Source organism: Mixta gaviniae (assembly GCF_002953195.1).
In the GTDB taxonomy this organism is placed as follows: domain Bacteria; phylum Pseudomonadota; class Gammaproteobacteria; order Enterobacterales; family Enterobacteriaceae; genus Mixta; species Mixta gaviniae.
Genome location: NZ_CP026377.1, coordinates 2,435,909 through 2,461,433 on the forward strand (window position 1 = coordinate 2,435,909; position 25,525 = coordinate 2,461,433).

Consider the following 25,525-nt stretch of genomic DNA (forward strand, 5'->3'; position numbering starts at 1 on the left):
AACCTATATTGCTGCGGGTCGGGAAGAATTCAACCCGACCTGATTGGCAGCAGCAGACCGCGTTGAAGCCGGCTTATCATGCTGATTAACGGACTCTTTTAGCCGAAACCCGGCGCTTCCTGCTGCCTGCGTAAAGCCATTTTTACGCCCGGACCCTGAAACGCCCACACTGTACCTGATAAAATCTGATACGCAACTTAATTAGCATCTCGCCTGGTTTTGCGCCACCTTTACGGCTTTTTTCTCCTGCCAGAATATCCACACGTAATTTGCGGTCAGCAGCGACAGGCCAGTAATATAGAAGAGAATGTTGTTCTGTCAAAATGGGGTTAAATAATGAACGCAAAAACCACCGCGCTTTCGCGCGACGCCATCCTTGAAAAAGCCAATGCGTTAATCCGCGAGCATGATGATTATTTTGCCGGGGTGGAGGTCAGTGATGTAGAGCAAAACGGCGGGCTGCTGGTGTTTCGCGGCAACTATTTTCTTGATGACAATGGCCTGCCGACGGCGAAAAGCACGGCGGTCTTCAATATATTTAAAGCGCTGACGGTGGCGCTGTCAGAGAAATATCATCTGGCGCCGTGATGCCCGGGCGCGCCGGGCATCAGCGATTTACAGCAGGGGTTTACAACAGGGGTTTGTCGCCGCGCTGCCACAGCTTCATTAGCTGACGCGCAGCGCTGTCGGCGGCGCTCTGCGTAAAGCGATCCATCAGCTTTTTACGCCGCGTATAGCGCACATTGACCACATGATACTGCTCCATGTGCGCAATAATAATATCGTCGCTGGTACCCAGCGCGTCGACCAGCTTTTTCTCCAGCGCCTGGCTGCCGTACCAGTATTCGCCGGTCGCCACCTGATCGATATCCAGCACCGGTCGCATTTGCTGAACGAAGGTTTTAAACAGCTGGTGCGTTTCGTTTAAATCTTCGCGGAATTTATTGCGGCCCTGCTCGGTATTTTCGCCGAACAGCGTCAGGGTGCGCTTATATTCGCCGGCGGTATGCAGCTCGACATCGATATCATTGCGCTTCAGCAGACGATTAAAGTTCGGCACCTGCGCCACGACGCCGATCGAGCCGATAATGGCAAAAGGGGCGGCAATGATGCGATCGGCCACACAGGCCATCATATAGCCGCCGCTGGCGGCGACCTTATCCACCGCAACCGTCAGGCGGATATTTTTTTCACGCAGCCGCTGCAGCTGTGATGCCGCCAGGCCGTAGCCATGGACAACGCCGCCGGGGCTTTCCAGCCGCAGCAATACCTCATCCTGTTCGCGTGCCACCGCCATCACTGCGGAGATCTCTTCGCGCAGCGACGATACTTCGCCGGCGTCCATGCTGCCTTTAAAATCCAGCACGTAAAGCGTCGGCTTGTTATCTTCGCGCGGCAGCCCCTGCTTCGCGCGCTGCTTCGCCGCCTTCGCTTCCTGTTTCTGCTTTTTCTTTTCCGCTTTCTGTCGCAGCTTTTGCTCATGCGGCGGCAGCGCCGCCAGCTGCATCTCATTTTTCATTTCGCGGTAGCGCTCGTTAAGCTGGGCGACCTGAAGCTGGCCAGCCCGTCCGCGCTTGCGCTGCGTCACATTGACTAAAATAATGGCAATCGCCGCGATGGCGACGACAACGGTAATCACTTTCGCTAAAAACAGGGCATACCAAAAGAGTAAATCCATGCGTTCCGCCTTTGCTTATTTCCTTTCTGAAACCAGAGCGTAGTGTAGCCGAGTCGGTCCGCTTCGTCGCCTGTAAAGCAGCGCGGCGCCCGAAATGGCGGCGGCGACATTGAACTGAAAAGCGTTTTCAGGCATAACACCCCCATTAGCCGCCCTCAGCACCCTGCTGAGTGATTATTCGCCGAGGAAGACGTTTTGCATTATCAACCGAAAAGCGACCTGCTTGATCACCACATTATTCTTGTTACCGGCGCCAGCGACGGTATCGGCCGCGAGGCGGCATTAACCTACGCCCGCTATGGCGCCCAGGTTATTTTGCTGGGCCGTAACGCAGAGAAGCTGCAGCGCGTCAGCGATGAAATCAGCGCGCTGGGGAAAGCCGCCCCGCTGGTTCGCCTGCTCGATCTGGCGCAGGCGACGCCAGAAAGCTGTCAGGCGTTTGCCGACGAGCTGGCGCAGCAGGTGCCGCGCCTTGACGGCGTGCTGCACAACGCCGGCCTGCTGGGTGAGATCGTGCCGCTGGCCGATCTCGCGCCGGAGATCTGGCAACAGGTGATGCGCGTTAACGTCGACACCACCTTTTTCCTGACCCAGGCGCTGCTGCCGCTGCTGCTGAAATCGGAGGCGGGTTCGCTGGTATTCACCAGCTCCAGCGTCGGCCGCATCGGGCGTTCCGGCTGGGGCGCCTATGCGGTATCGAAGTTCGCCACCGAAGGGATGATGCAGGTGCTGGCGGAAGAGTATAAAAACCGCAACCTGCGGGTAAACTGCATTAATCCAGGCGGAACACGCACTAACATGCGCGCCAGCGCCTTCCCGGAAGAGGATGCCGGCAAGCTAAAAACGCCGGCGGAAATCATGCCGATCTATCTCTACCTGATGGGCGACGACAGCCGCCGCAAAACCGGCATTAGCTTCGACGCGCAACCGGGGCGCAAGCCGGGGCCGGCGGAATAATGGCGCAGGATCGTCACCAGCAGCGGCAGCAGCGCCTGAAGGAACAGGTCGACGCCCGCATCGCCGCCGCCAGCGAAACGCGCGGCATTCTGATGGTGTTCACCGGCAACGGCAAAGGGAAAACCACCGCCGCCTTCGGTACCGCCGCGCGCGCCGTCGGGCACCATAAAAAAGTGGGCGTGATCCAGTTTATTAAGGGCGAGTGGCCGAACGGCGAACGTAATCTGCTGGAGCCGCACGGGGTCGAATTTCAGGTGATGGCCACCGGCTTTACCTGGGAAACGCAGGATCGCACAGCGGATACCCGCGCCTGCCTGGCTGTCTGGCAGCATGCGCAGCGGATGCTACGCGATGAGACGCTCGATTTGGTGGTACTGGATGAGTTGACCTATATGGTCAGTTTCGACTATCTGCCGCTGGAAGAGGTGTTGAGCGCGCTGCGTCAGCGTCCTGCCCAGCAGAGCGTGATCATTACCGGCCGCGGCTGTCACCGCGATATTCTGGCGCTGGCCGACACCGTCAGCGAAATGCGCCCGGTGAAGCACGCCTTTGATGCCGGCATTCAGGCGCAGCAGGGCATTGACTGGTAGCCAATAAAAAGGCGCCCCCGCCGCTTTGCTTTTGCGAAGCGGAGGCGGGTTAATCAAACACCGCCCCTTTGAAAGGTAAAAAGGCATCCCGGAGGATGCCTTTTTTATGCGCCGCGTTTGGTTTAATTAACCACGCTTTGCCGGACGGCGATTGTTGCCCAGCTGCGCATGACGCTTCACGGCACGACGGATCTGGTTCGCCTTGGTGCGGCGGCGATCTTTTTCCACCGGCACTTTGCTGATGCTTTCCGGCGGCAGCTCTACCAGCTCGCGCAGGTAGTTGACCGGCTGCAGATCCAGTTCGGTCCAGCCGCCACGCGGCAGGCCCTTCGGCAGCGTGATGTCACCGTAGCGCACGCGGATCAGGCGGCTAACCTGCACGCCGACCGCTTCCCACAGGCGACGCACTTCACGGTTACGCCCTTCGGTCAGAGTGACGCTATACCACTGGTTCATGCCTTCGCCGCCGGTGAACTTGATGGTGCGGAACGAGGCCGGACCATCTTCCAGCTGGACGCCCTGGCTCAGCTGACGGATTTTCGTATCGTCAACCTGACCGAACACGCGCACCGCATATTCACGCTCAACTTCGCGGCTCGGGTGCATCAGGCGATTCGCCAGCTCACCGTCGGTGGTGAACAGCAGCAGGCCGCAGGTATTGACGTCCAGGCGCCCTACCGCGATCCAGCGCGCGCCACGCAGGCGCGGCAGGCGATCGAACACTGTCGGACGGCCTTCCGGATCATTACGGGTGCAAAGCTCCCCTTCCGGCTTGTAGTACGCCAGGACGCGGCAGACCTGCTGGGCGGATTCGCTGATGGAGACCACATGGCCGTCGATACGGATTTTCACCGTGGCGTTGGGCTCGATACGATCGCCCAGCGTTGCCAGTTTGCCGTCGACGCTGATGCGTCCGGCAGAGATCATTGCTTCAATTTCACGACGCGAACCATGACCGGCCCGCGCCAACACTTTTTGTAACTTTTCGCTCATTGAGCTGCCTCGCTGTCGCCTTCACAGGCGTCGTTTGTTGCTTCTGTCACGGCGTGGCGAGCCATGACCTGAAAGGAGGGATTGCCTGAGTCGCGGCTTTTTCCAGCGTCCCGGGACAATGTGGCCGCACAGTATACATGAAGTTTAGCGACTTGCCCGCGTTTCCTGACGGCGGCTGTAGTTTTCTCTGGCGCTGCCGATAACCTGAATACGCTGATGGCTTTTTAACCGGCCTGGCGGGCGCGGAAAAGGGTGGTCCGGCGCGCGGCGCGCAAAAAACACCCTAAACCAGGGTCGAGTTGTTTATATTCTGACCACGGGTAGAATAAACGCCGCTGAAAAAGCGACTTATGCACTTCAACAGAAAGCGCGCGCTTTAATAACAACAGGTTTATCTGTTTTCTTGCGGTTTTTTATATCAACGAGCCGGTCATAAACCGGCATTAAGCGCCTTTATCCGGCGCCTGACTTGTACGCCTGCGATCTTCACCAGGGGTTTATCGGCGTACCCGAACATGCGTAATAATAATGAAAATTCGTGCTTTATTAGCGGCAACGGCGATGCTGTTGCTGTCGGGCTGCTCTGTCGGCCATTATGAATACAGTCGCGAGGCGATGAACCGCGTCGACATGAACTTCACCGGCATTCCCACCATTTTAGGCCTCGGCACGCTCGGCACCAGCATTCCGCTGACGCCAGAATATAGCCTCACCGCGGCGCACGTTGCCAAATATTCGGTGCAGCGTGTTAAGGCCTGGCATCCCTATTGCGATCTGGCGATCGTGTATCATAAAAACGACATGAAAACCCTGCCGGTGTTCCGTCCCGGTCGCGTCGGCGATAGCGTTAAAATGTACGGTTACAGCTTTATTTCCGCCATGCCGGTCGCCTCCAGCGGCGTCAACCTGGCGCGTACCGCCATTCGCAACAGCTGGAATAAAGCGCCCTGTATGGCGATGGCGTCAAATGCGGGTGTGGTGCAGGGCATGTCTGGCGGCGCGGTCTACAATCAGGATGATTCTATCGGCGGCGTGATTGTCGGCTACAGCAAACAGATAAAAAACCGACGTACGGATAAGGTCATCCTGAAGGATGTTTCCCTCTATATTCCCTACGCCGATTTTAAAGCCTGGCTGGAAGCGTCTATCTCTTCATAACCGGCCGGCATGCGGCCGGTCGGCGTTAACGGAAGGGACGGCTGTCACCTACGCCTTCGCGGATCACTTCCGGCGCATCGCTGGTTAAATCGACCACCGTGGTCGGCTGCTGTCCCAGCGTGCCGCCGTCGATAATCAGATCGACCAGCTTGCCGATGCGATCCTCAATCTCTTCCGGATCGGACTCGGTAAAATCGTTGCCCGGCAGCATCAGCGAAGTGGACATCATCGGCTCGTTGAGCGCTTCCAGCAGGGCCAGCGCCACCGGATTGGACGGCACGCGCAGGCCGATAGTTTTACGTTTATCGTTCATCAGCCGGCGCGGCACCTCTTTCGTCCCTTTCAGAATAAAGGTGTAGCTGCCCGGCGTATTGTTCTTAATCAGGCGAAACGCGCTGTTATCGACATGCGCATAGGTCGACAGCTCAGAGAGATCGCGGCAAACCAGCGTAAAGTTGTGGTTGCCATCCAGCTGACGGATGCGGCAGATGCGCTCCATGGCGTTTTTATCCTCCAGCCGACAGCCCAGCGCATAACCGGAATCGGTGGGATAAACAATCACGCCGCCTTTATTCAGGGCGTCCACCGCCTGACCGATCAGACGCGGCTGCGGATTATCGGGATGAATATGGAACATTTGACTCATAGCTAACCTCTTGTCACCTCTCCGTGGGCGGCATCAGCGCGGGAAAACGGCTCCAGACGGCATCAACGCCGCCCGGCAGCCAAAGTTTCTTGCCCAGCTCGATCCACGGACAGGGTTGGTGAAAATCAGAGCCCTGCGACGCCGCCAGATTATATTCCTGCGCGTAGCGTCCCAGCTGGCTGCGTTCGTTTGGCGGTTGCTGGCACTGCGCCACCTCCATCGCGTCACCGCCGATATCGGCGAAATGCGCGATCAGGCGCTTCAGCCATTTGGCGGACAACCCGTAACGTCCGGGATGTGCCAGTACCGCATAACCGCCGGAATGATGAATAGCATCAACGGCTTGTTTAATTGTACACCATTGTGGCGGCGCGTAGCCGGTTTTGCCGCGCGCCAGATAGTGCTTAAAGACATTCGCCATATTATCGGCCTTGCCCTGGGCTATCAGCCAGCGAGCGAAGTGTCCGCGCGTAATGGCGCCGCCTTCGGCCAGCGCCAGCGATCCTTCCAGCGCGCCGGGAATATGCGCCTTCTCCAGCCGCTCCGCCATCAGGCGGGCGCGCGCCAGACGGCATTCGGTCTGCCCCGCCAGGAAATCGACGATCGTAGGATGCACAGGATCGATGCCGAGCCCCACAATATGGATTTCGTGATTTTCCCACAGCGTTGAGGCTTCAACGCCGTTAATCAGATGCAGCGGGAGCTGCTGCGTCGCAATCGCTTCCCGGGCGGCCGCCAGGCCCGCCACGCTGTCGTGATCGGTGATTGCCAGCACGCCAACGCGCATCTCGACGGCGCGCCGCACCAGCTCGGCCGGCGTCAGCAGGCCGTCCGACGCGCGGGTGTGGCTGTGCAAATCATAAAGGGGAAAAGCGCTTAGCGACGTTGTTGCAGTCAAAATAACTCCTGAGAAACATAAAGATTCGACGCATCATAGCGGATTAACCGCTATATAAAAAAGTATTGACATTCCCGCCGTGAACCCGTTAACTAGTACATAAGTTCACGCGAGGGTGTCCATGATGATGTTTAACCACGAATTGATCACTGGCTGGTGGCGCGCTTCTGCTGAAGGGCGACGACGTCACGCATAACGATCACATGCTGATACCCGAGCCCGCCCATGACGCGGGCTTTTTTTTGAGCGAATTTCAGAGAACCGATTATGTTGAATGCGAAACCACAATTAAAACTGATTACCGGCTCGGCGCCCTACCGTGAAGATCCCGCTGCGGTGTTCCATCAGCTGTGCGGCGCGCGTCCGGCGACTTTGCTGCTGGAATCCGCAGATATCGACAGCAAACGCAACCTGAAAAGCCTGCTGATCGTCGACAGTGCGCTGCGCATCAGCGCGATGGGCAACCAGGTTACCGTGCAGGCGCTGTCAGAGAACGGTGCGCAGCTGCTGCCGCTGCTCGATGCCGCCCTGCCGGCGGAGGTGAAAAATCAGCCGCGCCCCGATGGCCGCCTGCTCGATTTCCCGCAGACGCATGACGAACAGGATGAAGATTCCCGCCTGAAATCGCTGTCGGTATTTGACGCCCTGCGCATCATCGCCCAGCTGGTTAAGGCGCCGCAGGAGGAGCGCGAGGCGCTACTGCTCGGCGGCCTGTTCGCCTACGACCTGGTGGCGGGCTTCGAGCCGCTGCCGCCGCTGCGTAACGAGCAGCGCTGCCCCGATTACTGTTTCTATCTGGCGGAAACGCTGCTGGTCCTCGATCACCAGCGCCAGAGCGCGCGGCTGCAGGCCAGCCTGTTCGCGCCCTCCACCAGCGAATTCCAGCGCCTGCAGCGCCGCATTCATCAGCTGCACGAGCAGATGCTGCAGCCGGCGCAGCCCCTGCCGGTGCAGCGCGTCGAAGAGATGGCGCTGAGCTGCAGCCAGAGCGACGAAGCGTACTGCGACGTGGTGCGCTCGATGCAGGACGCGATCCGTATCGGCGAAATATTCCAGGTGGTGCCGTCGCGTCGCTTCTCCCTGCCCTGTCCTTCGCCGCTGGCGGCCTATGAGACGCTGAAAAACAACAACCCCAGCCCCTATATGTTTTTTATGCAAGATAGCGACTTCACGCTGTTCGGCGCCTCGCCGGAAAGCTCGCTGAAATATGATGCCGCCTCGCGCCAGATCGAAATTTACCCGATCGCCGGCTCGCGCCCGCGCGGCCGCCACGCTGACGGCTCGCTGGATCGCGATCTCGACAGCCGCATCGAACTGGAGATGCGCACCGATCATAAAGAGCTGGCGGAACACCTGATGCTGGTTGACCTGGCACGTAACGATCTGGCGCGTATCTGCGAACCGGGCAGCCGCTACGTCGCCGACCTGACCAAAGTCGATCGCTACACCTTTATTATGCATCTGGTATCACGCGTCGTCGGCACGCTGCGCCACGACCTTGACGTGCTGCACGCCTATCGCGCCTGTATGAACATGGGTACCCTGAGCGGCGCGCCGAAAGTGCGCGCGATGCAGCTGATCGCTGGCGCGGAAGGCACACGCCGCGGCGCTTACGGCGGAGCCGTCGGCTACTTCACCGCCAGCGGCGATCTCGATACCTGCATCATTATCCGCTCCGCCTGGGTCGAGGATGGCATCGCCACCGTACAGGCAGGCGCCGGCGTGGTGCTTGATTCGCAGCCGCAGGCTGAGGCGGACGAAAGCCGCAATAAAGCGCGCGCTGTGCTGCGCGCTATCGCTACCGCACATCACTGCAAGGAGACGTTCTGATGGCCAATATCCTGCTGCTCGATAATATCGATTCCTTTACCTACAACCTGGTCGATCAGCTGCGCACCTTTGGTCATCGCGTGGTGGTCTACCGCAACACCGTGGCGGCCGATACGCTGACTGAACGGCTGCAGCAGATGGAAAATCCGGTGCTGATGCTGTCGCCCGGGCCCGGCGCACCGGCGGACGCAGGCTGTATGCCTGAACTGCTGCGCCGGCTGCGCGGCCGCCTGCCGATTATCGGCATCTGCCTCGGGCATCAGGCGATTATCGAAGCCTACGGCGGCCGCGTCGGCCAGGCGGGCGAGATCCTGCACGGCAAAGCCTCAGCGATTACCCATGACGAACAGCAGATGTTCGCCGGGTTAAGCAATCCGCTGCCGGTGGCGCGCTATCACTCGCTGGTAGGCAGTGATACGCCCGATGAGCTGGTGGTAAACGCCACCTTCAACGACATGGTGATGGCGGTGCGGCACGACGCCGACCGGGTGTGCGGCTTTCAGTTCCATCCGGAATCTATTCTGACCACGCAGGGCGCGCGCCTGCTGGAACAAACCCTGGCCTGGGCGCTGGCATAAGCGGAGGAGAACGCGATGCACCATATTCTGGAGAAGTTATATCAGGCGCAGACCCTGACGCAGGCGGAAAGCCATCAGCTGTTTACCGCGATCATCACCGGTCAGCTGGAGCCGACGCAGCTGGCGGCGGCGCTGGTAGCGATGAAAGTGCGCGGCGAGCGCCCGGAAGAGATCGCCGGCGCCGCCTCGGCGCTGCTGGCCGACGCGCGCCCTTTCCCGCGACCTGGCTACGCCTTTGCCGATATCGTCGGTACCGGCGGCGACGGCAGCAACAGCATCAATATTTCCACCGCCAGCGCCTTTGTCGCCGCGACCTGCGGGCTGAAAGTGGCGAAGCACGGCAACCGCAGCGTCTCCAGCAAGTCCGGATCTTCCGATCTGCTGGCGGCTTTCGGCATCAGCCTCGACCTGCCGGCCGAGCAGGCGCGTCAGGCGCTGGACGATCTTAACGTCTGCTTCCTGTTCGCGCCGCAGTATCACACCGGTTTCCGCCATGCGATGCCGGTGCGCCAGCAGCTGAAAACCCGCACGCTGTTTAATGTGCTGGGCCCGCTAATCAATCCGGCGCGTCCGCCGCTGGCAGTGATCGGCGTCTACAGCCCGGAACTGGTGCTGCCGATTGCCGAAACGCTACGCGTATTGGGGTATCAGCGCGCGGCGGTGGTCCATGGCGGCGGCATGGATGAGATCGCGGTTCACAGCGCCACCCAGGTGGCGGAGCTGCGCGACGGCGATATCACCTGCTACCAGCTGACGCCGGAAGATTTCGGCCTACCGTATCACAGCAAGGAATCGCTGGCGGGCGGCACGCCGGAAGAAAACCGTGACATTCTGGCGCAATTGCTCCAGGGTAAAGGCGAACGCGCGCACCAGCATGCGGTGGCGGTCAATGTGGCTATGCTATTGAAAATATTCGGCAATGAAGATTTACGCGACAATGCCCAGCGGGCGCTGAGCGCCATCAACAGCGGTCAGGCTTACGAGCGCGTGGTCGCGTTAGCAGCAAGAGGCTAAAAATGCAGGAAACCGTACTGAATCATATCGTCAGAGATAAAGCGCTGTGGATTGAAGAGCGCAAGCAGAGGCAGCCGCTCTCCTCATTTCAGCAGCAGCTAACCCCCTCTTCGCGCAGCTTTTACCATGCGCTGCAGGGTGCGCGCACCGCCTTTATTCTGGAGTGCAAAAAGGCTTCGCCGTCCAAAGGGGTGATTCGCGAAGATTTTGATCCGGTCGCCATCGCGGAAATCTATAAAGATTACGCATCGGCGGTATCGGTGCTGACCGACGAAAAATATTTCCAGGGCAGCTTTGATTTCCTGCCGCTGGTCAGCGCGGCGATTACCCAGCCGGTGCTGTGCAAAGATTTTATTATCGATCCGTGGCAGATCTACCTGGCGCGCTACTATCAGGCCGACGCCATCCTGCTGATGCTTTCGGTGCTGGATGATGAACAGTACCGCCAGCTGGCCGCCGTGGCGCACAGCCTGGAGATGGGCGTGCTGACCGAGATCAGCAACGAAGCGGAGCTGACGCGCGCGCTGGCGCTGGGTGCAAAGGTGGTCGGCATCAATAACCGCGACCTGCGCGACCTGTCCGTCGATCTGAACCGCACCCGTCAGCTGGCGCCGCGTCTCGGCCACGGCGTGACGGTGATCAGCGAATCGGGCATCAATAGCTATGCGCAGGTGCGCGAGCTGAGTCACTTCGCCAACGGCTTCCTGATCGGCTCGGCGCTGATGGGCGAAGAGGATCTGCATCTGGCGGTACGCCGCGTGCTGCTTGGTGAAAACAAGGTGTGCGGCCTGACGAAGCCGGAGGATGCACAGGCGGCCTGGCAGGCGGGCGCGGTCTACGGCGGATTGATTTTTGCCGCAGGCTCGCCGCGTCAGCTGACGCTTGCCGCCGCGCAGCCGATTGCTGCTGCGACGCCGCTGCGCTACGTCGGCGTATTCCGCGACGCGCCGTTAGGTGACGTTGTCACTTATGCTGAAGCGTTGTCGCTGCATGCGGTACAGCTGCATGGCCAGGAGGATCAGGCGTACATTGACGCCCTGCGCACTCGCCTGTCGCAGCGCACGGCGATCTGGAAAGCGCTGAGCGTGGGCAGCGCCCTGCCGGCGCGCACTCTGCAGCACGTGACGCGCTATGTGTTTGATAATGGCGCGGGCGGCTCCGGCCACGCCTTCGACTGGTCGCTGTTGACAGGCGAGACGCTGGACAACGTGCTGCTGGCGGGTGGGCTGGGCGCCGACAACTGCGTCAGCGCCGCTCAGGCGGGCTGCGCCGGGCTTGATTTTAATTCCGGCGTGGAAAGCGCGCCGGGCGTCAAGGACGCAGAGAAGATCGCCGCAGTGTTTCAGACGCTGCGCGCTTACTGACCGTTAACGTCCGCGAACGACGGGCGCTTAAAAGGAAAAAGCACATGACATTACTCAACCCCTACTTCGGCGAATTTGGCGGCATGTATGTGCCGCAGATCCTGATGCCGGCGCTGCGTCAGCTGGAAGAAGCCTTCGTCAGCGCCCAGCGCGACGCGGAGTTCCAGGCGCAGTTTCTCGACCTGCTGAAAAACTATGCCGGCCGTCCCACCGCGCTGACGCGCTGCCGTAACCTGACGCAGGGCAGCAACACGCGCCTCTACCTGAAGCGCGAAGATCTGCTGCACGGCGGCGCGCATAAAACCAACCAGGTGCTTGGCCAGGCGCTGCTGGCGAAACGCATGGGCAAGACGGAAATTATCGCCGAGACCGGCGCGGGCCAGCATGGGGTTGCTTCCGCGCTCGCCAGCGCGCTGCTGGGCCTGAAATGCCGCATCTATATGGGCGCGAAAGATGTCGAACGCCAGTCGCCCAACGTGTTTCGCATGCGCCTGATGGGCGCCGAGGTTATCCCGGTCCACAGCGGCTCCGCCACGCTGAAGGATGCCTGCAACGAGGCGCTGCGCGACTGGTCCGGCAGCTATGAAAACGCACACTATATGCTTGGCACCGCCGCCGGCCCGCACCCTTACCCGACCATCGTGCGTGAGTTCCAGCGTATGATCGGCGAGGAGACCAAAGCGCAGATTCTGGAAGCGGAAGGCCGTCTGCCCGACGCGGTGATCGCCTGCGTCGGCGGTGGATCCAATGCTATCGGCATGTTCGCCGATTTTATCGATGAGAAAGATGTGGCGCTGATTGGCGTAGAGCCGGCGGGCCACGGCATTGAGACCGGCGAGCATGGCGCGCCGCTGAAACATGGCCGCGTGGGTATCTACTTTGGCATGAAGGCGCCGATGATGCAGACCGACGATGGCCAGATCGAAGAGTCCTACTCCATTTCCGCCGGGCTCGATTTCCCGTCGGTGGGACCGCAGCATGCGCATCTCAACAGCATTGGCCGCGCCGACTACGTTTCCGTCACGGATAACGAAGCGCTCGACGCCTTTAAGCAGCTCTGCCGCGCGGAAGGCATTATTCCGGCACTGGAGTCTTCACATGCACTGGCCCACGCGCTGAAGATGATTAAGCAAGACCCGGAAAAAGCGCAGCTACTGGTGGTAAACCTTTCCGGACGCGGCGACAAAGATATTTTTACCGTTCACGACATTCTGACCGCGCAGGGAGAGATCTAATGGAACGTTATCAGCAGCTGTTTAAGCGCCTGCAGGCGCAAAAGGAAGGCGCGTTTGTTCCTTTCGTCACGCTGGGCGATCCGACGCCTGAGCTGTCGCTGCAGATTATCGATACGCTGGTAGAAGCTGGCGCCGATGCACTGGAGCTGGGCATCCCTTTTTCCGATCCGCTGGCCGATGGACCGACCATCCAGAACGCTACGCTGCGCGCCTTCGCTGCCGGCACCACGCCGGCACGCTGCTTTGAAATGCTGACGGCCATTCGTCAGAAGTATCCCGATCTGCCTGTCGGCCTGCTGATGTATGCCAACCTGGTGTTTACCAACGGCGTGGATGCGTTTTACGCCCGCTGCGAGCAGGCCGGCGTCGATTCGGTGCTGGTGGCCGACGTGCCGGTCGAGGAGTCCGGCCCGTTCCGTCAGGCGGCGATGCGCCATAACGTTGCGCCAATTTTCATCTGCCCCCCAACGCCGATGACGATCTGCTGCGCGCCATCGCTTCCTATGGCCGCGGCTATATCTATCTGCTGTCGCGCGCGGGCGTGACCGGGGCGGAAAAGCGCGCCAGCCTGCCGCTGAAGCACCTGGTGGATAAGCTGCGCGACTATCGCGCTGCGCCTACGCTGCAGGGCTTCGGCATCTCAGAGCCGGCGCAGGTGAAAGAGGCGATTGCCGCCGGCGCCGACGGGGCTATCTCTGGCTCCGCCATCGTCAAGATCATCGAACAACATCACGCCGAACCGGAAACCATGCTGGCTGAGCTGAAGCGCTTCGTCAGCGGCCTGAAAGCGGCCACCCGCTGATCCCGAGTGCCTTACCGAGGGTAAGGCACTCTTTATCAACATCTTTTCTCTCACCGGTTTGTGTTTTTACCGATCCTCAGCCACACTTAGCTGGCCGTTAATCGCAGCGGCGACAGCCTTTTTCATGACAGGGAGCAGCAAGATGAAATTGATGAAACTTTTTAGCGGCGCCGTAGCGGCGGCCGCGGTCGCGGTAATGCTGAGCGCCTGCGCGCCAACCGCTAAACAGGAAGGCACCGGCGGCTATATCGACGACACCGTGGTGACCACCAAGGTAAAAACGGAATTCCTGCGCGATGAGTCGCTGAAGTCGCGTGAGATTAACGTGGAAACCTTTAAAGGACGCGTGCAGCTGAGCGGCTTCGTCTCCTCGCCGCAGATGGCCAACCACGCGGTGGAAGTGACGCGTCGGGTGCAAGGCGTGAAGTCTGTGGTTAACAATATGCAGATTAAGTAATTGCACGGTTCAGGCCGCGGCTCAGCGGCCTGACTATTTTGCGGCTTGCCTGCCGGCAGATCAGAAGCGGTAGCCCAGGCCGAAGAAGAAGACCCAGGGATCGATGCGCGTATCAATATTCTGTTGCTGGCCGTTGGCTTTGAATTTGACCTCGGTATCGATATCCATATACCAGACTGACATATTTACCATCCAGTTCTGGTCCAGCTCATAATCCAGCCCCACCTGACCCGCCACGCCCCAGGAATCCTTGACGCTGAGATCGCTCAGGCCCGCGTCGCGTCCCGTCTGGTTGAAGTCGGTATCGAAAAAGGTGGTGTAGTTAATCCCGGCACCGACATAGGGACGCAGCTTGCTATTGCTGTCGAAGAAGTAGTACTGCGCCATCAGCGTCGGCGGCAGCTGACGTACCGTTGCCAGCGTACCGGTCGCCGCCAGCCCGACTTTATGACGGAACGGCGTAGCCGCCAGTAATTCGACGCCGATATTGTCGGTCGCCATCCAGGTCAGAGTCAGCCCCAGCTGCGTATTGTTGTCTACGTCGAACGATCCCATCCCCAGCACATTGTCTGAGCCTTCAGAGGGGCGTACGGTCGCGCTGCCCGCACGCATAAAGAAATCACTCGCCTGATGGGCGCTGGCCATTGCCGGAACGGCTGTCAGGAACGCCAACGCTAATGCTGCCCGCTTCATACCTACTCCTTGTGTGATTAAAAGGGGCTACCCCTACCTACTCATAAGTAACCCAAATGTTTTAGGAGGGCTTTTTACAACGAAACAACATAAAAATCATGCAGATCAATTTACTTAACCTGATTAACATACTCACAATTGATTTAGATCAATAAACACAGCCCTTCCACATTGTCGTTACGGTCGTTAAATACCCGTTGCAGGAAATTCGCCAACGGATTATTTTGCTGATCTTCCTGTGTGATTTTGGTTCGATGCCTCGGAGGGGCGGGCGATCAAATGAGCGATAATTTTAATCCCTGTGTATCCTGCGGCGCCTGCTGCGCCCACTTTCGCGTTTCCTTTTACTGGGCCGAGGCTGATGACGCCGGCGGCATAGTGCCTGCCGCGCTCACCGAGCCGCTAAACCTGCTGATGCGCAATATGCGCGGCACTAACGCGCGCGCGCCGCGCTGTGTGGCGCTGCAGGGCGAGATCGGCGATTGCGTCTCCTGCGGCATTTATGAGCAGCGGCCTACCCCCTGCCGCGAGTTCGCCATGTCGGGCGAAAACGGCGTAGAGAACGCGGCGTGCGACCGCGCGCGCGCAAAATATGGCCTGCCCCCACTGTTTTCTTCTTCCCTGCCGCCGATTACGGAAAGTTATGTAAGTCTGGGTGCCAGTTCGCCGCCAGACCATGTACAATCGCCGGATCTGTAATCCGGTTATTATCAAAGGAGTGTACATGTCCATCACGGCGGGCTCGCTATACCGTGACACGGGAAATTTTTTGCGTCATCAGCTGGTGACCATCGTGCTGATCGCGCTGCTGACATCATTTATTACGGTGATGATCGGCCATGCGCTGACCCCCGGCGCCGATCAGCTTTCCATCCTGAGCGATGGCGACGGCGGCAACGCCGGTTCGCTGATTGAAGTGATCCAGAATATGACGCCGGAACAGCAGCAGGTGCTGCTGCGCGCTTCCGCTGCGGGCACCTTCGCTTCGCTGGTGGGCAATACGCTGCTGCTCGGCGCGATGCTCTGCCTGATCCCGCTGGTGTCGGCCGGGCAGCGCGTTAGCGCGCTGCGTGCTATCGGCGCCTCCGCTCCGCTGTTGCCGCGTCTGCTGCTGCTGACTTTTCTGATGACGCTGCTGGTGCAGCTGGGCTTTATGGTGCTGGTGATCCCGGGCGTGATGCTCGGCGTCCTGCTCTCGCTGGCGCCGATCGTGCTGGCGGTTGAGAAGAGCGGCGTAATCGCTGCGATACGCGCCAGCTGCCGTCTCGCCTGGGCGCATCTGAAGCTGATCGCGCCGGCGGTGGTGGTCTGGCTGCTGGCCAAGCTGTTGCTGCTGCTGCTCGCCTCTTCCTTTACCGTATTGCCCGCCAACGTCGCCTCGGTTCTGCTTAACGCGCTGAGCAACCTGGTATCGGCGATTTTGGTGATTTATCTGTTCCGCCTTTACATGCTGCTGCGCTAAACGCTGACGGCATACCCCGGTATGCCGTCGCGCTTTTCTCTCAGGCACGATCTGGAATTCATCATGAAGCAACTACTCGATTTTCTTCCCCTGGTGGTCTTTTTCATTTTCTACAAGCTGTATGACATTTATGTCGCTTCCGGCGCGCTGATCGCTGCCACCGGCCTGGCGCTGGTGGCCAGCTGGGTGCTTTATCGCAAGCTGGAGAAGATGACCATTTTCACCTTCGTGCTGGTGGCGGTTTTTGGCACCCTGACGCTGGTCTTTCACAACGATGAATTTATCAAATGGAAGGTCACGGTCATCTATACGCTGTTTGCCGTCGCCCTGCTCTTCAGCCAGTTCTTTATGGAGAAACCGCTGATCCAAAGCATGCTGGGCAAGGAGCTGCAGCTACCACAGCACGCCTGGCGCCGGCTGAATATCGCCTGGGCGCTGTTTTTCTTCGCCTGCGGCCTGGCAAACATCTACGTCGCTTTCTGGATGCCGCAGGCATTCTGGGTAAACTTTAAGGTGTTCGGTCTGACCGGGCTGACGCTGCTGTTTACTCTGCTGAGCGGCCTCTATATTTATCGTCTGATGCCGCAGGATCAGAAATAATCTTTCGCCCGGCGGCCAGCCTGCCGGGCTTTCCCGTTTCTACTGAAGATGACGCAATGGATAATAATCGCAAGCCGCAAGGCGAAATGGTGTTACGCACGCTGGCGATGCCGGCAGATACCAATGCCAACGGCGATATTTTCGGCGGCTGGCTGATGTCGCAAATGGATATTGGCGGCGCCATTCTCGCCAAAGAGATCGCGGAAGGACGCGTCGTCACCGTGCGCGTTGACGGCATGACTTTCCTGAAGCCGGTCGCGGTAGGCGATGTAGTGAGCTGTCATGCGCGCTGTATTCGTACCGGCAGCAGCTCGATGACCATTAATGTCGAAGTGTGGATTAAAAAGGTCTCCTCCGAGCCGCTGGGCCAGCGCTACTGCACCACGGAAGCGATTTTCGTTTACGTGGCGGTAGATGAAGAAGGGAAATCACGTCCGCTGCCTGCCGATAAGAGTCACTATCAGGCGCCGGAAGCGTAATTCCGCCAGCAAGCCAAAGCGCGCGGCTGCCTTTACCGGCGGCCGCGCTGCTATCGGAAGCGCTATTATTCGATGCTGGAGCCGCCATTCATGCGGAAAACGATGGTCATCGTCAGGTTGCTGCCCGGTTTGCCGCTCTCATAGCGCCATTTTCGCATCGCCTGCTTTACGTCGCGCTCAAACATATTGCGCGGCTCGGCGGAGAGGATGCGAACATTCTCCACGCGCCCGTCGCTGTTAACATCATACTGAACGCGTACCCGGCCTTCGATACGCAGCGCAGAGGCGCGTGCCGGATAGCCGGGCTTGGTAACGGTTAGCGCACGCGGCCCGGTGGCGATGGACTGCGAAGGCGCGGATGAGGTTTTCGGCGCGGTGGCGGGTTTGGTGGCGGCGGTCTTCGGCGCGTCATTTTCAAACGGCGAAGCGTGGCGCGGCGCTGTCTGCGGCTTGACCTCTTTACGCGGCTTCACCACCTCTTTTTTCACCGGCTTCGGTTTAGGCTTAGGCTGCGGCCTGGGGATCGGCACCGGCACCGGCTTCGGTGGCTCAGGCGCCGGCTGCGGTTCGGGCTCCGGCGCGGGCGGCGGCTCTGGGGCGGGCGGCGCTGCCGGCTGCGGCGCCGGCTGAACTTCCGGCGCCACCAGCGAAACGCTGATGGGCTGCGACGTTTTCGGCGCTTCAATCACCTGATGAAACGAAGCATACAGCAATGCGGCGATCACGCTGCCGTGCAGCGCCACTGAAAGCAACACGGGTATCGATAAGCGGCGGGGTAATGGAGTCGTCAGCGTCGTCATAACTTTTCGGTCAGTTAAGTGAAGCGCCAATTTTAAATGCAAATAGCAATCAGTTTCAACAACTCACCCATGACGGGGGCAGAAAAAAGCGTAAAGCACGGGTTCGTTGCGACAGGTCAACAATGCATTATCTTTTCATTTGCACAAAACTTTACGATAACTTAACGTAACTGCCAAATCGACCCGCCCCTACAGGAGTAACTATCGTGCTGTATGTCATTTATGCTGAAGACAATGCCGATTCGCTGGAAAAGCGTAACGCTGTACGCCCGGCTCACCTTGCCCGCCTGCAGCTGCTGCAGGATGAAGGCCGTCTGATTGTGGCAGGCCCGATGCCCGCCGTCGACAGCAACGATCCTGGCGCGGCTGGCTTTACCGGCTCGACGGTGATTGCCGAGTTCCCCTCTCTGGAAGCGGCGCAGTCGTGGGCGGAAGATGACCCCTACATCGCCGCCGGCGTCTATAAGCAGGTCGCCGTGAAGCCGTTTAAACGCGTGTTCTGATGGTCGCGTACTTTTCCTGAGAACACAGCCCTGCGGGTCTCCCACGCTCCGCAGATGGCGTCCGCGGTACGGCACGCGGTACGGCAACAGTGCCGGCCTGCCCTTTGCGGCAGGCGGGCATAAAAAAACCCGCCGCGGCGGGTTGTAGCAAACAAACGGGCCTACCCGATTTTTTCACAGTCGTAAAGGCCATGGATGCGGATCTGACTGCGGCTGGTGCGCACCACTTCCACCTCCAGCGTCGCCGTGCCGCTTTTATTCAGATAGTTCATGCTGTAGTTGCCCTGAAACTTCGTGGCCGGCACAATCCATTTTATCTTTACGTTGTCATAGTCCCCTTTCTGCTGCAGAAAAGTGACCTTCTGACTGAGCGGCTTCACGCCGTTGATGGTCGTCCCGCCATTTTTCGCGGGAAGCGCGCCGATATGAAACGGGCCGCACTGCGCATCCGCTAAACAAACAAGCGGCGCTGAGGCGGCCAGCGCGGCAACGATGGCCAGTATGCATGTCGCTTTCATTATGTTTATCCTGTGTAGCGCGGCTTGCGTCGGAAAAGCGTCAGTGCCGGCGCGCCGGGGTTGAGGCCGGTCTTGCCGCTGCGCGCGGCGGTTGCCCGTATAACGCTTACCAAAACTGATTGATGAACAGCACGGAGCGACGCTGCTGCTGATCGAGCTGATGACGAAAGGCGTGGATACGCCGGTAGCGACGCGACTGCCCTTCCAGCCAGCGCGCCCGCTTGCGTTGGGCCTGACGCAACATACGCCAGCGAGCAACTTCGTTTTTGCTGCGCTTCATATCTACCTACCTGATTGCCTGACAACGCGCCGCATTATAGATCCTTTTATAGCGGGACAACATCCTTCTCTGTCGCCGATTGCCGACAAAGGGTTTCGCAGGCTGTGATCTCCACGTACACTTCGTGCATCAAAGCGTGAACAGGATTTCCACTTAATGACCACATTTTATACGCTGATCAGCTGGCTGTTATTTTTTGGATACTGGTTACTGATCGCCGGCGTAACGCTACGTATTCTGATGAAACGCCGCGCCGTCACCTCTGCGATGGCGTGGCTGTTAATTATCTATATTCTGCCGCTGGTCGGTATTATCGCCTATCTCTCTTTCGGCGAACTCTACCTGGGGAAACGGCGGGCCGAGCGCGCGCGCACTATGTGGCCCTCCACCGCCAAATGGCTTAACGACCTGAAGAGCTGCCGCTCGATTTTCGCCACCGAGCATAGCGATGTGGCGCGCTCGCTGTTTCAGCTGTGCGAAAACCGTCAGGGGATCGCCGGCGTAAAGGGCAACCAGCTGCAGCTGCTGACCAGCACTGACGATACGATGAAAGCGCTGATCCGCGATATTCAGCTGGCGCGGCATAATATCGAGATGGTGTTCTATATCTGGCATCCCGGCGGCCTGGCGGACGAAGTGGCGGAGTCGCTGATGGCGGCGGCGCGACGCGGCGTGCATTGTCGCCTGATGCTCGACTCCGCCGGCAGCGTCGCCTTTTTCCGCAGCCCGTGGCCGGCGATGATGCGCAACGCGGGCATCGACGTGGTGGAGGCGCTGCAGGTTAGCCTGTTGCGTGTCTTCCTGCGCCGGATGGATCTGCGTCAGCACCGCAAAGTGGTGTTGATTGATAACTATATCGCCTATACCGGCAGCATGAATCTGGTCGACCCACGCTACTTTAAGCAGGACGCCGGCGTCGGCCAGTGGATCGATCTGATGGCGCGTATGGAGGGCCCGGTCGCCACCACCATGGGCATCATCTACTCCTGCGACTGGGAGATAGAGACCGGCAAACGTATTCTGCCGCCGCCGCCCGATACCAATATTATGCCGTTCGAACAGGAGAGCGGACATATTATCCAGGTGATCGCCTCCGGCCCCGGCTTCCCGGAGGATATGATCCACCAGGCGCTGCTGACCGCGGTCTATTCGGCGCGCGAACAGCTGATCATGACCACCCCCTATTTCGTGCCGAGCGACGATCTGCTGCACGCCATCTGCACCGCCGCGCTGCGCGGCGTAGAGGTCAGCATTATCGTGCCGCGACATAATGATTCGTTGCTGGTAGGCTGGGCGAGCCGCGCCTTTTTTACCGAGCTGCTGGAAGCAGGCGTGAAGATCTATCAGTTTGAAGGCGGCCTGCTGCATACCAAAAGCGTGCTGGTCGACGGCCAGCTTAGCCTGATCGGCACGGTGAACCTCGATATGCGCAGCCTGTGGCTGAATTTTGAAATTACGCTGGTGATCGACGACGACGGATTCGGCAGCGATTTGGCGCGCGTGCAGGATGACTATATCGCGCGTTCACGGCTGGTGGACGCCAGCCGCTGGGCCCGCCGCGCCTGGTGGCAGCGGATCGTCGAACGACTGTTTTACTTCTTCAGTCCGTTGCTGTAAAACGTGCGGAAAATGCTATTACGCCTGCGGGCATACAGGACAGATCATGGACTTAAATAACCGTCTTACCGAAGATGAAACGCTGGAACAGGCTTACGATATTTTTCTTGAGCTGGCGGGAGACAATCTCGATCCGGCTGACATTATTCTGTTCAATTTACAGTTTGAAGAGCGTGGCGGCGCGGAGCTATTCGATCCCTCCGAAGACTGGCACGAACATGTCGATTTCGATCTGAATCCGGACTTCTTCTCTGAAGTGGTGATCGGCCTGGGCGCCGCGGAAGGTGAGCCGGTGACCGATGTGTTCGCGCGTGTGCTGCTCTGCCGTGAGAAAGATCATAAGCTGTGCCATATCCTGTGGCGTGAATAAGCCCGAACCGGCAATAGCAAAACGGCTGCCTGAGGCAGCCGTTTTTTTTGTCCGCCTAAAGCGGATCGACCTTCAGACAGGAGACCGCGTGGCGGAAGCTGCCCTCCAGCAGCGGACGCGTTTTCGCGCACTCCGGCCCGGCGATCGGACAGCGGGTGCGGAACACGCAGCCCGACGGCGGATTGATCGGCGATGGCAGCTCGCCCTCCAGCAGTTGGATCGTCTTCTGCTTTTCGCGGTCCGGGTCAGGGATCGGCACGGCGGACATCAGCGCACGGGTATAGGGATGCTGCGGGTTATTGTAGACCTCGCTATAGGTACCCAGCTCCACCGCATGGCCGAGATACATTACCAGCACGCGATCGGAGATATGCTTCACCACCGCCAGATCGTGCGCGATGAAAATCAGCGACAGCCCCATTTCGCGCTGCAGCTGTTGCAGCAGGTTAACCACCTGCGCCTGAATCGAGACGTCCAGCGCGGAGACAGGCTCATCGCAGATAATCAGCTTCGGCTCCAGGATCAGCGCGCGCGCAATGCCGATACGCTGGCACTGGCCGCCGGAAAACTCATGCGGATAACGGTTAATCAGGTTCGGTAGCAGCCCTACCTTCATCATCATCGTCTTGACGCGATCTTTCACTTCCTGGCGCGGCATCGCGGGATGATAGGTGCGCAGCGGCTCGGCGATGATATCGCCGATGGTCATACGCGGATTGAGCGATGCCAGCGGATCCTGGAAAATCATCTGGATATCGCTGCGCGCCTTGCGCCACTCCGCCTCGCTCTGGCCAAGCAGATCGCGGCCCAGCCAGGCCACACGCCCTTCGGTGGCCTTTACCAGCCCGATAATGGCGCGCGCCAGCGTCGATTTGCCGCAGCCCGATTCGCCGACCACGCCGAGCGTCTCCCCTTCATACAGGCGCAGGCTGACGCCATCGACCGCCTTCAGGGTTTTCGATGGCTGCCAGAACCACTGCTTGCCATCCTTGATATCGAAATGCACTTTCAGATCGGCGATTTCAAGCAGAACTTTTTTCTCAGCTACGGCGCTCATACTAATTCCTCCACCGGCTTAAAGCAGGCGCGCAGGCGCCCTTCGCCAAAGGCTTCCAGCGGCGGCGCGCTGGCGCAGATTTCCATCGCGTAGGGACAGCGCGGCTGAAACGGACAGCCGCCCGGCAGACGCAGCAGGTTGGGCGGATTACCCGGAATGGTCATCAGTGTCTCGCCGTCGGTATCGAGGCGCGGCACCGCGCTGAGCAGGCCCAGCGAATAAGGGTGCGCCGGATGATAAAAGACATCGCGCGCTTTGCCATATTCCATGGTGCGGCCGGCGTACATCACCAGCACTTTGTCGCAGATCCCCGCCACCACCCCCAGATCGTGGGTGATCATAATAATGGCGGTGTTGAATTCGCGCTTCAGCTCGTTAAGCAGCGTCATGATCTGTGCCTGCACCGTCACGTCGAGCGCGGTGGTTGGCTCATCGGCAATCAGCAGTTTGGGCCGGCAGAGCAGCGCCATAGCGATCATCACGCGCTGGCGCATGCCGCCGGAAAACTCGTGGGGATACATTTTCATGCGCTTGCGCGCTTCCGGCATTTTCACCGCGTCGAGCATGCGCACCGATTCTTCAAACGCCTGCGCTTTGTTCATCCCTTTATGCAGCTGCAGTACTTCCATCAGCTGATCGCCCACGCGCAGATAGGGATTCAGCGAGGTCATTGGATCCTGGAAAATCATCGCCACCTGTTCGGCGCGCAGCTGGTTGAGCTGCTTCTCCGGCAGGTTGAGGATTTCGCGGCCGTTAAAGCGTGCCGAGCCTTCAATGCGCCCGTTGCTGGCGAGCAGGCCCATCAGCGCGAACGCGGTTTGCGATTTGCCGGAGCCGGATTCGCCGACGATGCCGAGCGTTTCGCCCGCCCTCAGGCTGAAGTTGAGGTTGTTAACCGCCGTGACCGCGCCGTCCGGCGTGGAGAAAGTGACGCGTAGATCCTTTACGTCGAGCAGTAAGTCGCTTCCCGCGCTTTTCGCCATTGCCGGCTGGACTTCAATCGTACTCATCGGGAAACTCCTTAACGATCTTTCGGGTCGAGGGCATCACGCAGGCCATCGCCGATAAAGTTGAAACAGAACAGGGTCACCACCAGGAAGCCGGCCGGCCACAGCAGCAGCCAGGGCGAGACCTCCATCGAGTTGGCGCCGTCACTGAGCAGCGCGCCCCAGCTGCTGAGCGGCTCCTGCGTGCCGAGACCGAGGAAGCTGAGGAAGGATTCGAACAAAATCATCCCCGGCACCAGCAGCGATGCGTAAACCACCACCACGCCCAGCACGTTCGGCACGATATGCCGCAGCACGATATTCAGCGTCGAGACGCCGCCGACCTGCGCCGCCTCGATATACTCTTTGCGTTTCAGGCTCAGCGTCTGGCCGCGCACGATACGCGCCATATCCAGCCAGGAGACCATGCCGATGGCGATAAAGATCAGCAGGATATTCTGGCCAAAAAAGGTCACCAGCAGAATCACGAAAAACATAAACGGAAAGGAGTTGAGGATCTCCAGCAGGCGCATCATCACCGAGTCGGTTTTGCCGCCGAGGTAGCCCGCCAGCGTACCGTACAGGGTACCGACCACTACCGCCACCAGCGCGGCGGCGATGCCGACCATCAGCGAGATACGGCCGCCAATCGCTACGCGCACCAGCAGATCGCGGCCCGACGAATCGGTGCCGAAATAGTGGCCGGAGGCGATATCCGGCGCGGCGGACATCATCGCCCAGTCGGTATCGTCATAGGCGAACGCTGAAAGCCAGGGCGCAACGATCACGAACAGCGCGATCAGCAGCAGAATAAACAGGCTGGCCAGCGCCGCACGGTTATGAATAAAACGACGACGTGCGTCCTGCCATAAACTGCGCCCTTCCACTTCCAGCTTTTCACTGAACGTATCAAGAGCTTCGCTATTTTTCTTACTCAATATCATGGCGAGCCCCGGTATTAATAACGAATCTTCGGATCGATAACGGCATACAGCACGTCAACGATGGCGTTGAATAAAATAGTCAGCGTGCCGACCAGAATGGTCAGGCTCAGCACCAGCGAATAGTCGCGGTTGAGCGCGCCGTTAACAAACAGCTGGCCAATACCGGGCAGACCGTAAATGGTTTCGATCACCATTGAGCCGGTAATAATGCCGACAAAGGCGGGGCCGAGATACGATAATACCGGCAGCAGCGCAGGCTTTAATGCATGACGCAGCACGATGCGGCGCATCGGTAAGCCTTTGGCGCGCGCGGTGCGAATAAAGTTGGAGTGCATCACTTCAATCATTGAGCCGCGCGTAATACGCGCGATGCTGGCGATATAGGCGAGCGACAATGCCACCATCGGCAAAATCATAAATTGCAGCGCCCCGCCATTCCAGCCGCCGCCGGGCAGCCATTTCAGCGTAATGGAGAAAATCAACACCAGCAGCGGCGCCACCACAAAGCTGGGGATCACCACGCCGGTCATCGCCACGCTCATCACCGCGTAATCCCATTTGCTGTTTTGCTTTAACGCGGCGATAACGCCTGCCGTTACGCCCAACACCACGGCGAAAATAAAGGCGGCCGCGCCCAGTTTCGCCGACACCGGAAATGAACCGGCGACCAGATCGTTAACGGTATAGTCCTTATATTTAAACGAGGGACCGAAATCGCCGTGCGCCAGCTGGATGAGATAATCGACGTACTGCTTCCACATCGGATCGTTTAAATGATATTTCGCTTCGATATTCGCCATCACTTCCGGCGTTAAGGCGCGCTCGCCGGTAAAAGGGCTGCCGGGCGCGAGACGCATCATAAAGAAGGAGATGGTAACCAGAATAAAGAGCGTCGGAATGGCTTCAAGAAAGCGACGCAGGATGAACTTTAACATTGCCCGTACCCAATAACGTTGGCTTCAGTCCCGAGACTGAAGCCATTTTGCTCACAAAGGGCGACATAATGCCGCCCGGAA

29 protein-coding genes, 1 pseudogene and 1 other annotated feature are annotated in these 25,525 nt (G+C 59.1%); of the genes and pseudogenes, 18 read left to right on the forward strand and 12 right to left on the reverse strand.

What is annotated here, in order from left to right:
• The first annotated feature begins 336 nt into the window (after nucleotides 1-336).
• Nucleotides 337-588, forward strand: coding sequence for a DUF2498 family protein (locus C2E15_RS11285; RefSeq protein ID WP_104957453.1), 252 nt, complete (start codon nucleotides 337-339; stop codon nucleotides 586-588).
• A gap of 40 nt (nucleotides 589-628) precedes the next feature.
• Here C2E15_RS11285 and sohB read toward each other — a convergent pair whose 3' ends face one another.
• Complete coding sequence (gene sohB, locus C2E15_RS11290) at nucleotides 629-1,678, reverse strand: protease SohB (RefSeq protein ID WP_104957454.1); 1,050 nt, start codon at nucleotides 1,676-1,678, stop codon at nucleotides 629-631.
• Nucleotides 1,679-1,873: 195 nt separating this feature from the next.
• Here sohB and C2E15_RS11295 point away from each other — a divergent pair, with 195 nt between their 5' ends.
• Nucleotides 1,874-2,635 carry a YciK family oxidoreductase gene (locus C2E15_RS11295; protein WP_104957455.1) on the forward strand — a complete coding sequence of 254 codons (762 nt, stop codon included), beginning with the start codon at nucleotides 1,874-1,876 and terminating at the stop codon, nucleotides 2,633-2,635.
• On the forward strand, nucleotides 2,635-3,225 hold the full coding sequence (gene cobO, locus C2E15_RS11300) for a cob(I)yrinic acid a,c-diamide adenosyltransferase (RefSeq protein ID WP_104957456.1): 591 nt from the start codon (nucleotides 2,635-2,637) through the stop codon (nucleotides 3,223-3,225). The genes C2E15_RS11295 and cobO overlap by 1 nt, the downstream gene beginning before the upstream one ends.
• Before the next feature lie 126 nt (nucleotides 3,226-3,351).
• On the opposite strand, the gene rluB is transcribed toward cobO, so the two are convergent.
• Nucleotides 3,352-4,218, reverse strand: a complete 867-nt coding sequence (gene rluB, locus C2E15_RS11305; RefSeq protein ID WP_104957457.1) for a 23S rRNA pseudouridine(2605) synthase RluB — start codon at nucleotides 4,216-4,218, stop codon at nucleotides 3,352-3,354.
• 528 nt (nucleotides 4,219-4,746) lie between these two features.
• Here rluB and C2E15_RS11310 point away from each other — a divergent pair.
• Complete coding sequence (locus C2E15_RS11310; RefSeq protein ID WP_104957458.1) at nucleotides 4,747-5,376, forward strand: S1 family serine peptidase; 630 nt, start codon at nucleotides 4,747-4,749, stop codon at nucleotides 5,374-5,376.
• A gap of 25 nt (nucleotides 5,377-5,401) precedes the next feature.
• On the opposite strand, the gene C2E15_RS11315 is transcribed toward C2E15_RS11310, so the two are convergent.
• Both C2E15_RS11315 and rnm read right to left on the reverse strand, forming a co-directional pair.
• Nucleotides 5,402-6,022 (reverse strand): L-threonylcarbamoyladenylate synthase, encoded by a 621-nt coding sequence (locus C2E15_RS11315; RefSeq protein ID WP_104957459.1) that lies wholly within the window; start codon nucleotides 6,020-6,022, stop codon nucleotides 5,402-5,404.
• 13 nt (nucleotides 6,023-6,035) lie between these two features.
• Nucleotides 6,036-6,920, reverse strand: a complete 885-nt coding sequence (gene rnm, locus C2E15_RS11320; protein WP_104957460.1) for an RNase RNM — start codon at nucleotides 6,918-6,920, stop codon at nucleotides 6,036-6,038.
• A gap of 148 nt (nucleotides 6,921-7,068) precedes the next feature.
• Nucleotides 7,069-7,164, forward strand: a sequence feature (Trp leader region).
• Between the two features lie 23 nt (nucleotides 7,165-7,187).
• Here rnm and C2E15_RS11325 point away from each other — a divergent pair.
• The 7 genes and pseudogenes from C2E15_RS11325 (at nucleotide 7,188) to C2E15_RS11355 (ending at nucleotide 14,200) form a co-directional block, all read left to right on the forward strand.
• Complete coding sequence (locus C2E15_RS11325) at nucleotides 7,188-8,750, forward strand: anthranilate synthase component 1 (RefSeq protein WP_104957461.1); 1,563 nt, start codon at nucleotides 7,188-7,190, stop codon at nucleotides 8,748-8,750.
• Nucleotides 8,750-9,328 (forward strand): glutamine amidotransferase-related protein, encoded by a 579-nt coding sequence (locus C2E15_RS11330; protein ID WP_104957462.1) that lies wholly within the window; start codon nucleotides 8,750-8,752, stop codon nucleotides 9,326-9,328. The genes C2E15_RS11325 and C2E15_RS11330 overlap by 1 nt, the downstream gene beginning before the upstream one ends.
• Before the next feature lie 15 nt (nucleotides 9,329-9,343).
• On the forward strand, nucleotides 9,344-10,342 hold the full coding sequence (trpD, locus tag C2E15_RS11335; RefSeq protein WP_104957463.1) for an anthranilate phosphoribosyltransferase: 999 nt from the start codon (nucleotides 9,344-9,346) through the stop codon (nucleotides 10,340-10,342).
• Nucleotides 10,343-10,344: 2 nt separating this feature from the next.
• The gene (trpCF, locus tag C2E15_RS11340; RefSeq protein ID WP_104957464.1) at nucleotides 10,345-11,706 is read left to right on the forward strand and encodes a bifunctional indole-3-glycerol-phosphate synthase TrpC/phosphoribosylanthranilate isomerase TrpF; all 1,362 of its coding nucleotides are present in this window, start codon (nucleotides 10,345-10,347) and stop codon (nucleotides 11,704-11,706) included.
• A 44-nt stretch (nucleotides 11,707-11,750) separates the two neighbouring features.
• On the forward strand, nucleotides 11,751-12,941 hold the full coding sequence (gene trpB, locus C2E15_RS11345; RefSeq protein ID WP_104957465.1) for a tryptophan synthase subunit beta: 1,191 nt from the start codon (nucleotides 11,751-11,753) through the stop codon (nucleotides 12,939-12,941).
• A pseudogene (gene trpA / locus C2E15_RS11350) lies at nucleotides 12,941-13,743 on the forward strand (tryptophan synthase subunit alpha). The gene trpB and the pseudogene trpA overlap by 1 nt, the downstream one beginning before the upstream one ends.
• 142 nt (nucleotides 13,744-13,885) lie before the next feature.
• Nucleotides 13,886-14,200 carry a BON domain-containing protein gene (locus C2E15_RS11355; RefSeq protein WP_104957466.1) on the forward strand — a complete coding sequence of 105 codons (315 nt, stop codon included), beginning with the start codon at nucleotides 13,886-13,888 and terminating at the stop codon, nucleotides 14,198-14,200.
• A 60-nt stretch (nucleotides 14,201-14,260) separates the two neighbouring features.
• Here the strand turns inward: C2E15_RS11355 and ompW are convergent, their stop codons facing one another.
• Entirely contained in the window at nucleotides 14,261-14,893 is a 633-nt protein-coding gene (gene ompW, locus C2E15_RS11360) for an outer membrane protein OmpW (RefSeq protein WP_104957467.1), read from the reverse strand.
• Nucleotides 14,894-15,172: 279 nt separating this feature from the next.
• On the opposite strand from ompW, the gene C2E15_RS11365 reads away from it, so the two are divergent.
• The 4 genes from C2E15_RS11365 (at nucleotide 15,173) to yciA (ending at nucleotide 17,434) form a co-directional block, all read left to right on the forward strand.
• Nucleotides 15,173-15,592 (forward strand): YkgJ family cysteine cluster protein, encoded by a 420-nt coding sequence (locus C2E15_RS11365; RefSeq protein ID WP_104957468.1) that lies wholly within the window; start codon nucleotides 15,173-15,175, stop codon nucleotides 15,590-15,592.
• A gap of 25 nt (nucleotides 15,593-15,617) precedes the next feature.
• Nucleotides 15,618-16,355 carry a YciC family protein gene (locus C2E15_RS11370; RefSeq protein ID WP_104957469.1) on the forward strand — a complete coding sequence of 246 codons (738 nt, stop codon included), beginning with the start codon at nucleotides 15,618-15,620 and terminating at the stop codon, nucleotides 16,353-16,355.
• A 63-nt stretch (nucleotides 16,356-16,418) separates the two neighbouring features.
• On the forward strand, nucleotides 16,419-16,955 hold the full coding sequence (locus C2E15_RS11375) for a septation protein A (protein ID WP_104957470.1): 537 nt from the start codon (nucleotides 16,419-16,421) through the stop codon (nucleotides 16,953-16,955).
• 56 nt (nucleotides 16,956-17,011) lie between these two features.
• Nucleotides 17,012-17,434, forward strand: coding sequence for an acyl-CoA thioester hydrolase YciA (yciA, locus tag C2E15_RS11380; RefSeq protein WP_104957471.1), 423 nt, complete (start codon nucleotides 17,012-17,014; stop codon nucleotides 17,432-17,434).
• A gap of 65 nt (nucleotides 17,435-17,499) precedes the next feature.
• Here the strand turns inward: yciA and tonB are convergent, their stop codons facing one another.
• Nucleotides 17,500-18,234 (reverse strand): TonB system transport protein TonB, encoded by a 735-nt coding sequence (gene tonB / locus C2E15_RS11385; protein WP_104957472.1) that lies wholly within the window; start codon nucleotides 18,232-18,234, stop codon nucleotides 17,500-17,502.
• Nucleotides 18,235-18,440: 206 nt separating this feature from the next.
• On the opposite strand from tonB, the gene C2E15_RS11390 reads away from it, so the two are divergent.
• Complete coding sequence (locus tag C2E15_RS11390; protein WP_038625883.1) at nucleotides 18,441-18,737, forward strand: YciI family protein; 297 nt, start codon at nucleotides 18,441-18,443, stop codon at nucleotides 18,735-18,737.
• A gap of 161 nt (nucleotides 18,738-18,898) precedes the next feature.
• On the opposite strand, the gene C2E15_RS11395 is transcribed toward C2E15_RS11390, so the two are convergent.
• Both C2E15_RS11395 and C2E15_RS21360 read right to left on the reverse strand, forming a co-directional pair.
• Nucleotides 18,899-19,255: a hypothetical protein gene (locus C2E15_RS11395; protein ID WP_104957473.1), complete on the reverse strand. Its 357-nt coding sequence runs from the start codon at nucleotides 19,253-19,255 to the stop codon at nucleotides 18,899-18,901.
• Between the two features lie 106 nt (nucleotides 19,256-19,361).
• On the reverse strand, nucleotides 19,362-19,535 hold the full coding sequence (locus C2E15_RS21360) for a YciY family protein (RefSeq protein ID WP_128861337.1): 174 nt from the start codon (nucleotides 19,533-19,535) through the stop codon (nucleotides 19,362-19,364).
• A gap of 156 nt (nucleotides 19,536-19,691) precedes the next feature.
• Between C2E15_RS21360 and cls the strand changes: the two genes are divergently transcribed.
• Both cls and C2E15_RS11405 read left to right on the forward strand, forming a co-directional pair.
• Nucleotides 19,692-21,152 carry a cardiolipin synthase gene (gene cls / locus C2E15_RS11400; RefSeq protein ID WP_104957474.1) on the forward strand — a complete coding sequence of 487 codons (1,461 nt, stop codon included), beginning with the start codon at nucleotides 19,692-19,694 and terminating at the stop codon, nucleotides 21,150-21,152.
• A gap of 46 nt (nucleotides 21,153-21,198) precedes the next feature.
• Nucleotides 21,199-21,522: an HI1450 family dsDNA-mimic protein gene (locus C2E15_RS11405; RefSeq protein WP_104957475.1), complete on the forward strand. Its 324-nt coding sequence runs from the start codon at nucleotides 21,199-21,201 to the stop codon at nucleotides 21,520-21,522.
• A gap of 55 nt (nucleotides 21,523-21,577) precedes the next feature.
• Here the strand turns inward: C2E15_RS11405 and oppF are convergent, their stop codons facing one another.
• From oppF to oppB, 4 genes are read right to left on the reverse strand one after another with little or no spacing between them, the layout of a single operon-like run.
• The gene (oppF, locus tag C2E15_RS11410) at nucleotides 21,578-22,579 is read right to left on the reverse strand and encodes a murein tripeptide/oligopeptide ABC transporter ATP binding protein OppF (RefSeq protein WP_104957476.1); all 1,002 of its coding nucleotides are present in this window, start codon (nucleotides 22,577-22,579) and stop codon (nucleotides 21,578-21,580) included.
• Nucleotides 22,576-23,589 carry an ABC transporter ATP-binding protein gene (gene oppD / locus C2E15_RS11415; RefSeq protein ID WP_104957477.1) on the reverse strand — a complete coding sequence of 338 codons (1,014 nt, stop codon included), beginning with the start codon at nucleotides 23,587-23,589 and terminating at the stop codon, nucleotides 22,576-22,578. Before oppD ends, oppF begins: the two co-directional genes overlap by 4 nt.
• Before the next feature lie 11 nt (nucleotides 23,590-23,600).
• On the reverse strand, nucleotides 23,601-24,509 hold the full coding sequence (gene oppC, locus C2E15_RS11420) for an oligopeptide ABC transporter permease OppC (RefSeq protein WP_104957478.1): 909 nt from the start codon (nucleotides 24,507-24,509) through the stop codon (nucleotides 23,601-23,603).
• A 14-nt stretch (nucleotides 24,510-24,523) separates the two neighbouring features.
• Nucleotides 24,524-25,444, reverse strand: a complete 921-nt coding sequence (gene oppB, locus C2E15_RS11425) for an oligopeptide ABC transporter permease OppB (RefSeq protein WP_104957479.1) — start codon at nucleotides 25,442-25,444, stop codon at nucleotides 24,524-24,526.
• Between the last annotated feature and the right edge of the window lie 81 nt (nucleotides 25,445-25,525).

Bases quoted from the DNA above. Each gene is read 5' to 3' on its own strand.
- C2E15_RS11375 (WP_104957470.1), top strand. From the start codon at position 16,419: ATGAAGCAACTACTCGATTTTCTTCCCCTGGTGGTCTTTTTCATTTTC.
- trpCF (WP_104957464.1), top strand. From the start codon at position 10,345: ATGCAGGAAACCGTACTGAATCATATCGTCAGAGATAAAGCGCTGTGG.
- trpB (WP_104957465.1), top strand. From the start codon at position 11,751: ATGACATTACTCAACCCCTACTTCGGCGAATTTGGCGGCATGTATGTG.
- sohB (WP_104957454.1), bottom strand. From the start codon at position 1,678: ATGGATTTACTCTTTTGGTATGCCCTGTTTTTAGCGAAAGTGATTACC.
- C2E15_RS11365 (WP_104957468.1), top strand. From the start codon at position 15,173: ATGAGCGATAATTTTAATCCCTGTGTATCCTGCGGCGCCTGCTGCGCC.
- oppF (WP_104957476.1), bottom strand. From the start codon at position 22,579: ATGAGCGCCGTAGCTGAGAAAAAAGTTCTGCTTGAAATCGCCGATCTG.
- cobO (WP_104957456.1), top strand. From the start codon at position 2,635: ATGGCGCAGGATCGTCACCAGCAGCGGCAGCAGCGCCTGAAGGAACAG.
- C2E15_RS11370 (WP_104957469.1), top strand. From the start codon at position 15,618: ATGTCCATCACGGCGGGCTCGCTATACCGTGACACGGGAAATTTTTTG.
- C2E15_RS11315 (WP_104957459.1), bottom strand. From the start codon at position 6,022: ATGAGTCAAATGTTCCATATTCATCCCGATAATCCGCAGCCGCGTCTG.
- oppC (WP_104957478.1), bottom strand. From the start codon at position 24,509: ATGATATTGAGTAAGAAAAATAGCGAAGCTCTTGATACGTTCAGTGAA.
- yciA (WP_104957471.1), top strand. From the start codon at position 17,012: ATGGATAATAATCGCAAGCCGCAAGGCGAAATGGTGTTACGCACGCTG.
- trpD (WP_104957463.1), top strand. From the start codon at position 9,344: ATGCACCATATTCTGGAGAAGTTATATCAGGCGCAGACCCTGACGCAG.
- C2E15_RS11285 (WP_104957453.1), top strand. From the start codon at position 337: ATGAACGCAAAAACCACCGCGCTTTCGCGCGACGCCATCCTTGAAAAA.
- C2E15_RS11325 (WP_104957461.1), top strand. From the start codon at position 7,188: ATGTTGAATGCGAAACCACAATTAAAACTGATTACCGGCTCGGCGCCC.
- ompW (WP_104957467.1), bottom strand. From the start codon at position 14,893: ATGAAGCGGGCAGCATTAGCGTTGGCGTTCCTGACAGCCGTTCCGGCA.
- rluB (WP_104957457.1), bottom strand. From the start codon at position 4,218: ATGAGCGAAAAGTTACAAAAAGTGTTGGCGCGGGCCGGTCATGGTTCG.
- oppB (WP_104957479.1), bottom strand. From the start codon at position 25,444: ATGTTAAAGTTCATCCTGCGTCGCTTTCTTGAAGCCATTCCGACGCTC.
- C2E15_RS11355 (WP_104957466.1), top strand. From the start codon at position 13,886: ATGAAATTGATGAAACTTTTTAGCGGCGCCGTAGCGGCGGCCGCGGTC.
- cls (WP_104957474.1), top strand. From the start codon at position 19,692: ATGACCACATTTTATACGCTGATCAGCTGGCTGTTATTTTTTGGATAC.
- C2E15_RS11310 (WP_104957458.1), top strand. From the start codon at position 4,747: ATGAAAATTCGTGCTTTATTAGCGGCAACGGCGATGCTGTTGCTGTCG.
- C2E15_RS11330 (WP_104957462.1), top strand. From the start codon at position 8,750: ATGGCCAATATCCTGCTGCTCGATAATATCGATTCCTTTACCTACAAC.
- C2E15_RS11405 (WP_104957475.1), top strand. From the start codon at position 21,199: ATGGACTTAAATAACCGTCTTACCGAAGATGAAACGCTGGAACAGGCT.
- tonB (WP_104957472.1), bottom strand. From the start codon at position 18,234: ATGACGACGCTGACGACTCCATTACCCCGCCGCTTATCGATACCCGTG.
- oppD (WP_104957477.1), bottom strand. From the start codon at position 23,589: ATGAGTACGATTGAAGTCCAGCCGGCAATGGCGAAAAGCGCGGGAAGC.
- C2E15_RS21360 (WP_128861337.1), bottom strand. From the start codon at position 19,535: ATGAAGCGCAGCAAAAACGAAGTTGCTCGCTGGCGTATGTTGCGTCAG.
- C2E15_RS11395 (WP_104957473.1), bottom strand. From the start codon at position 19,255: ATGAAAGCGACATGCATACTGGCCATCGTTGCCGCGCTGGCCGCCTCA.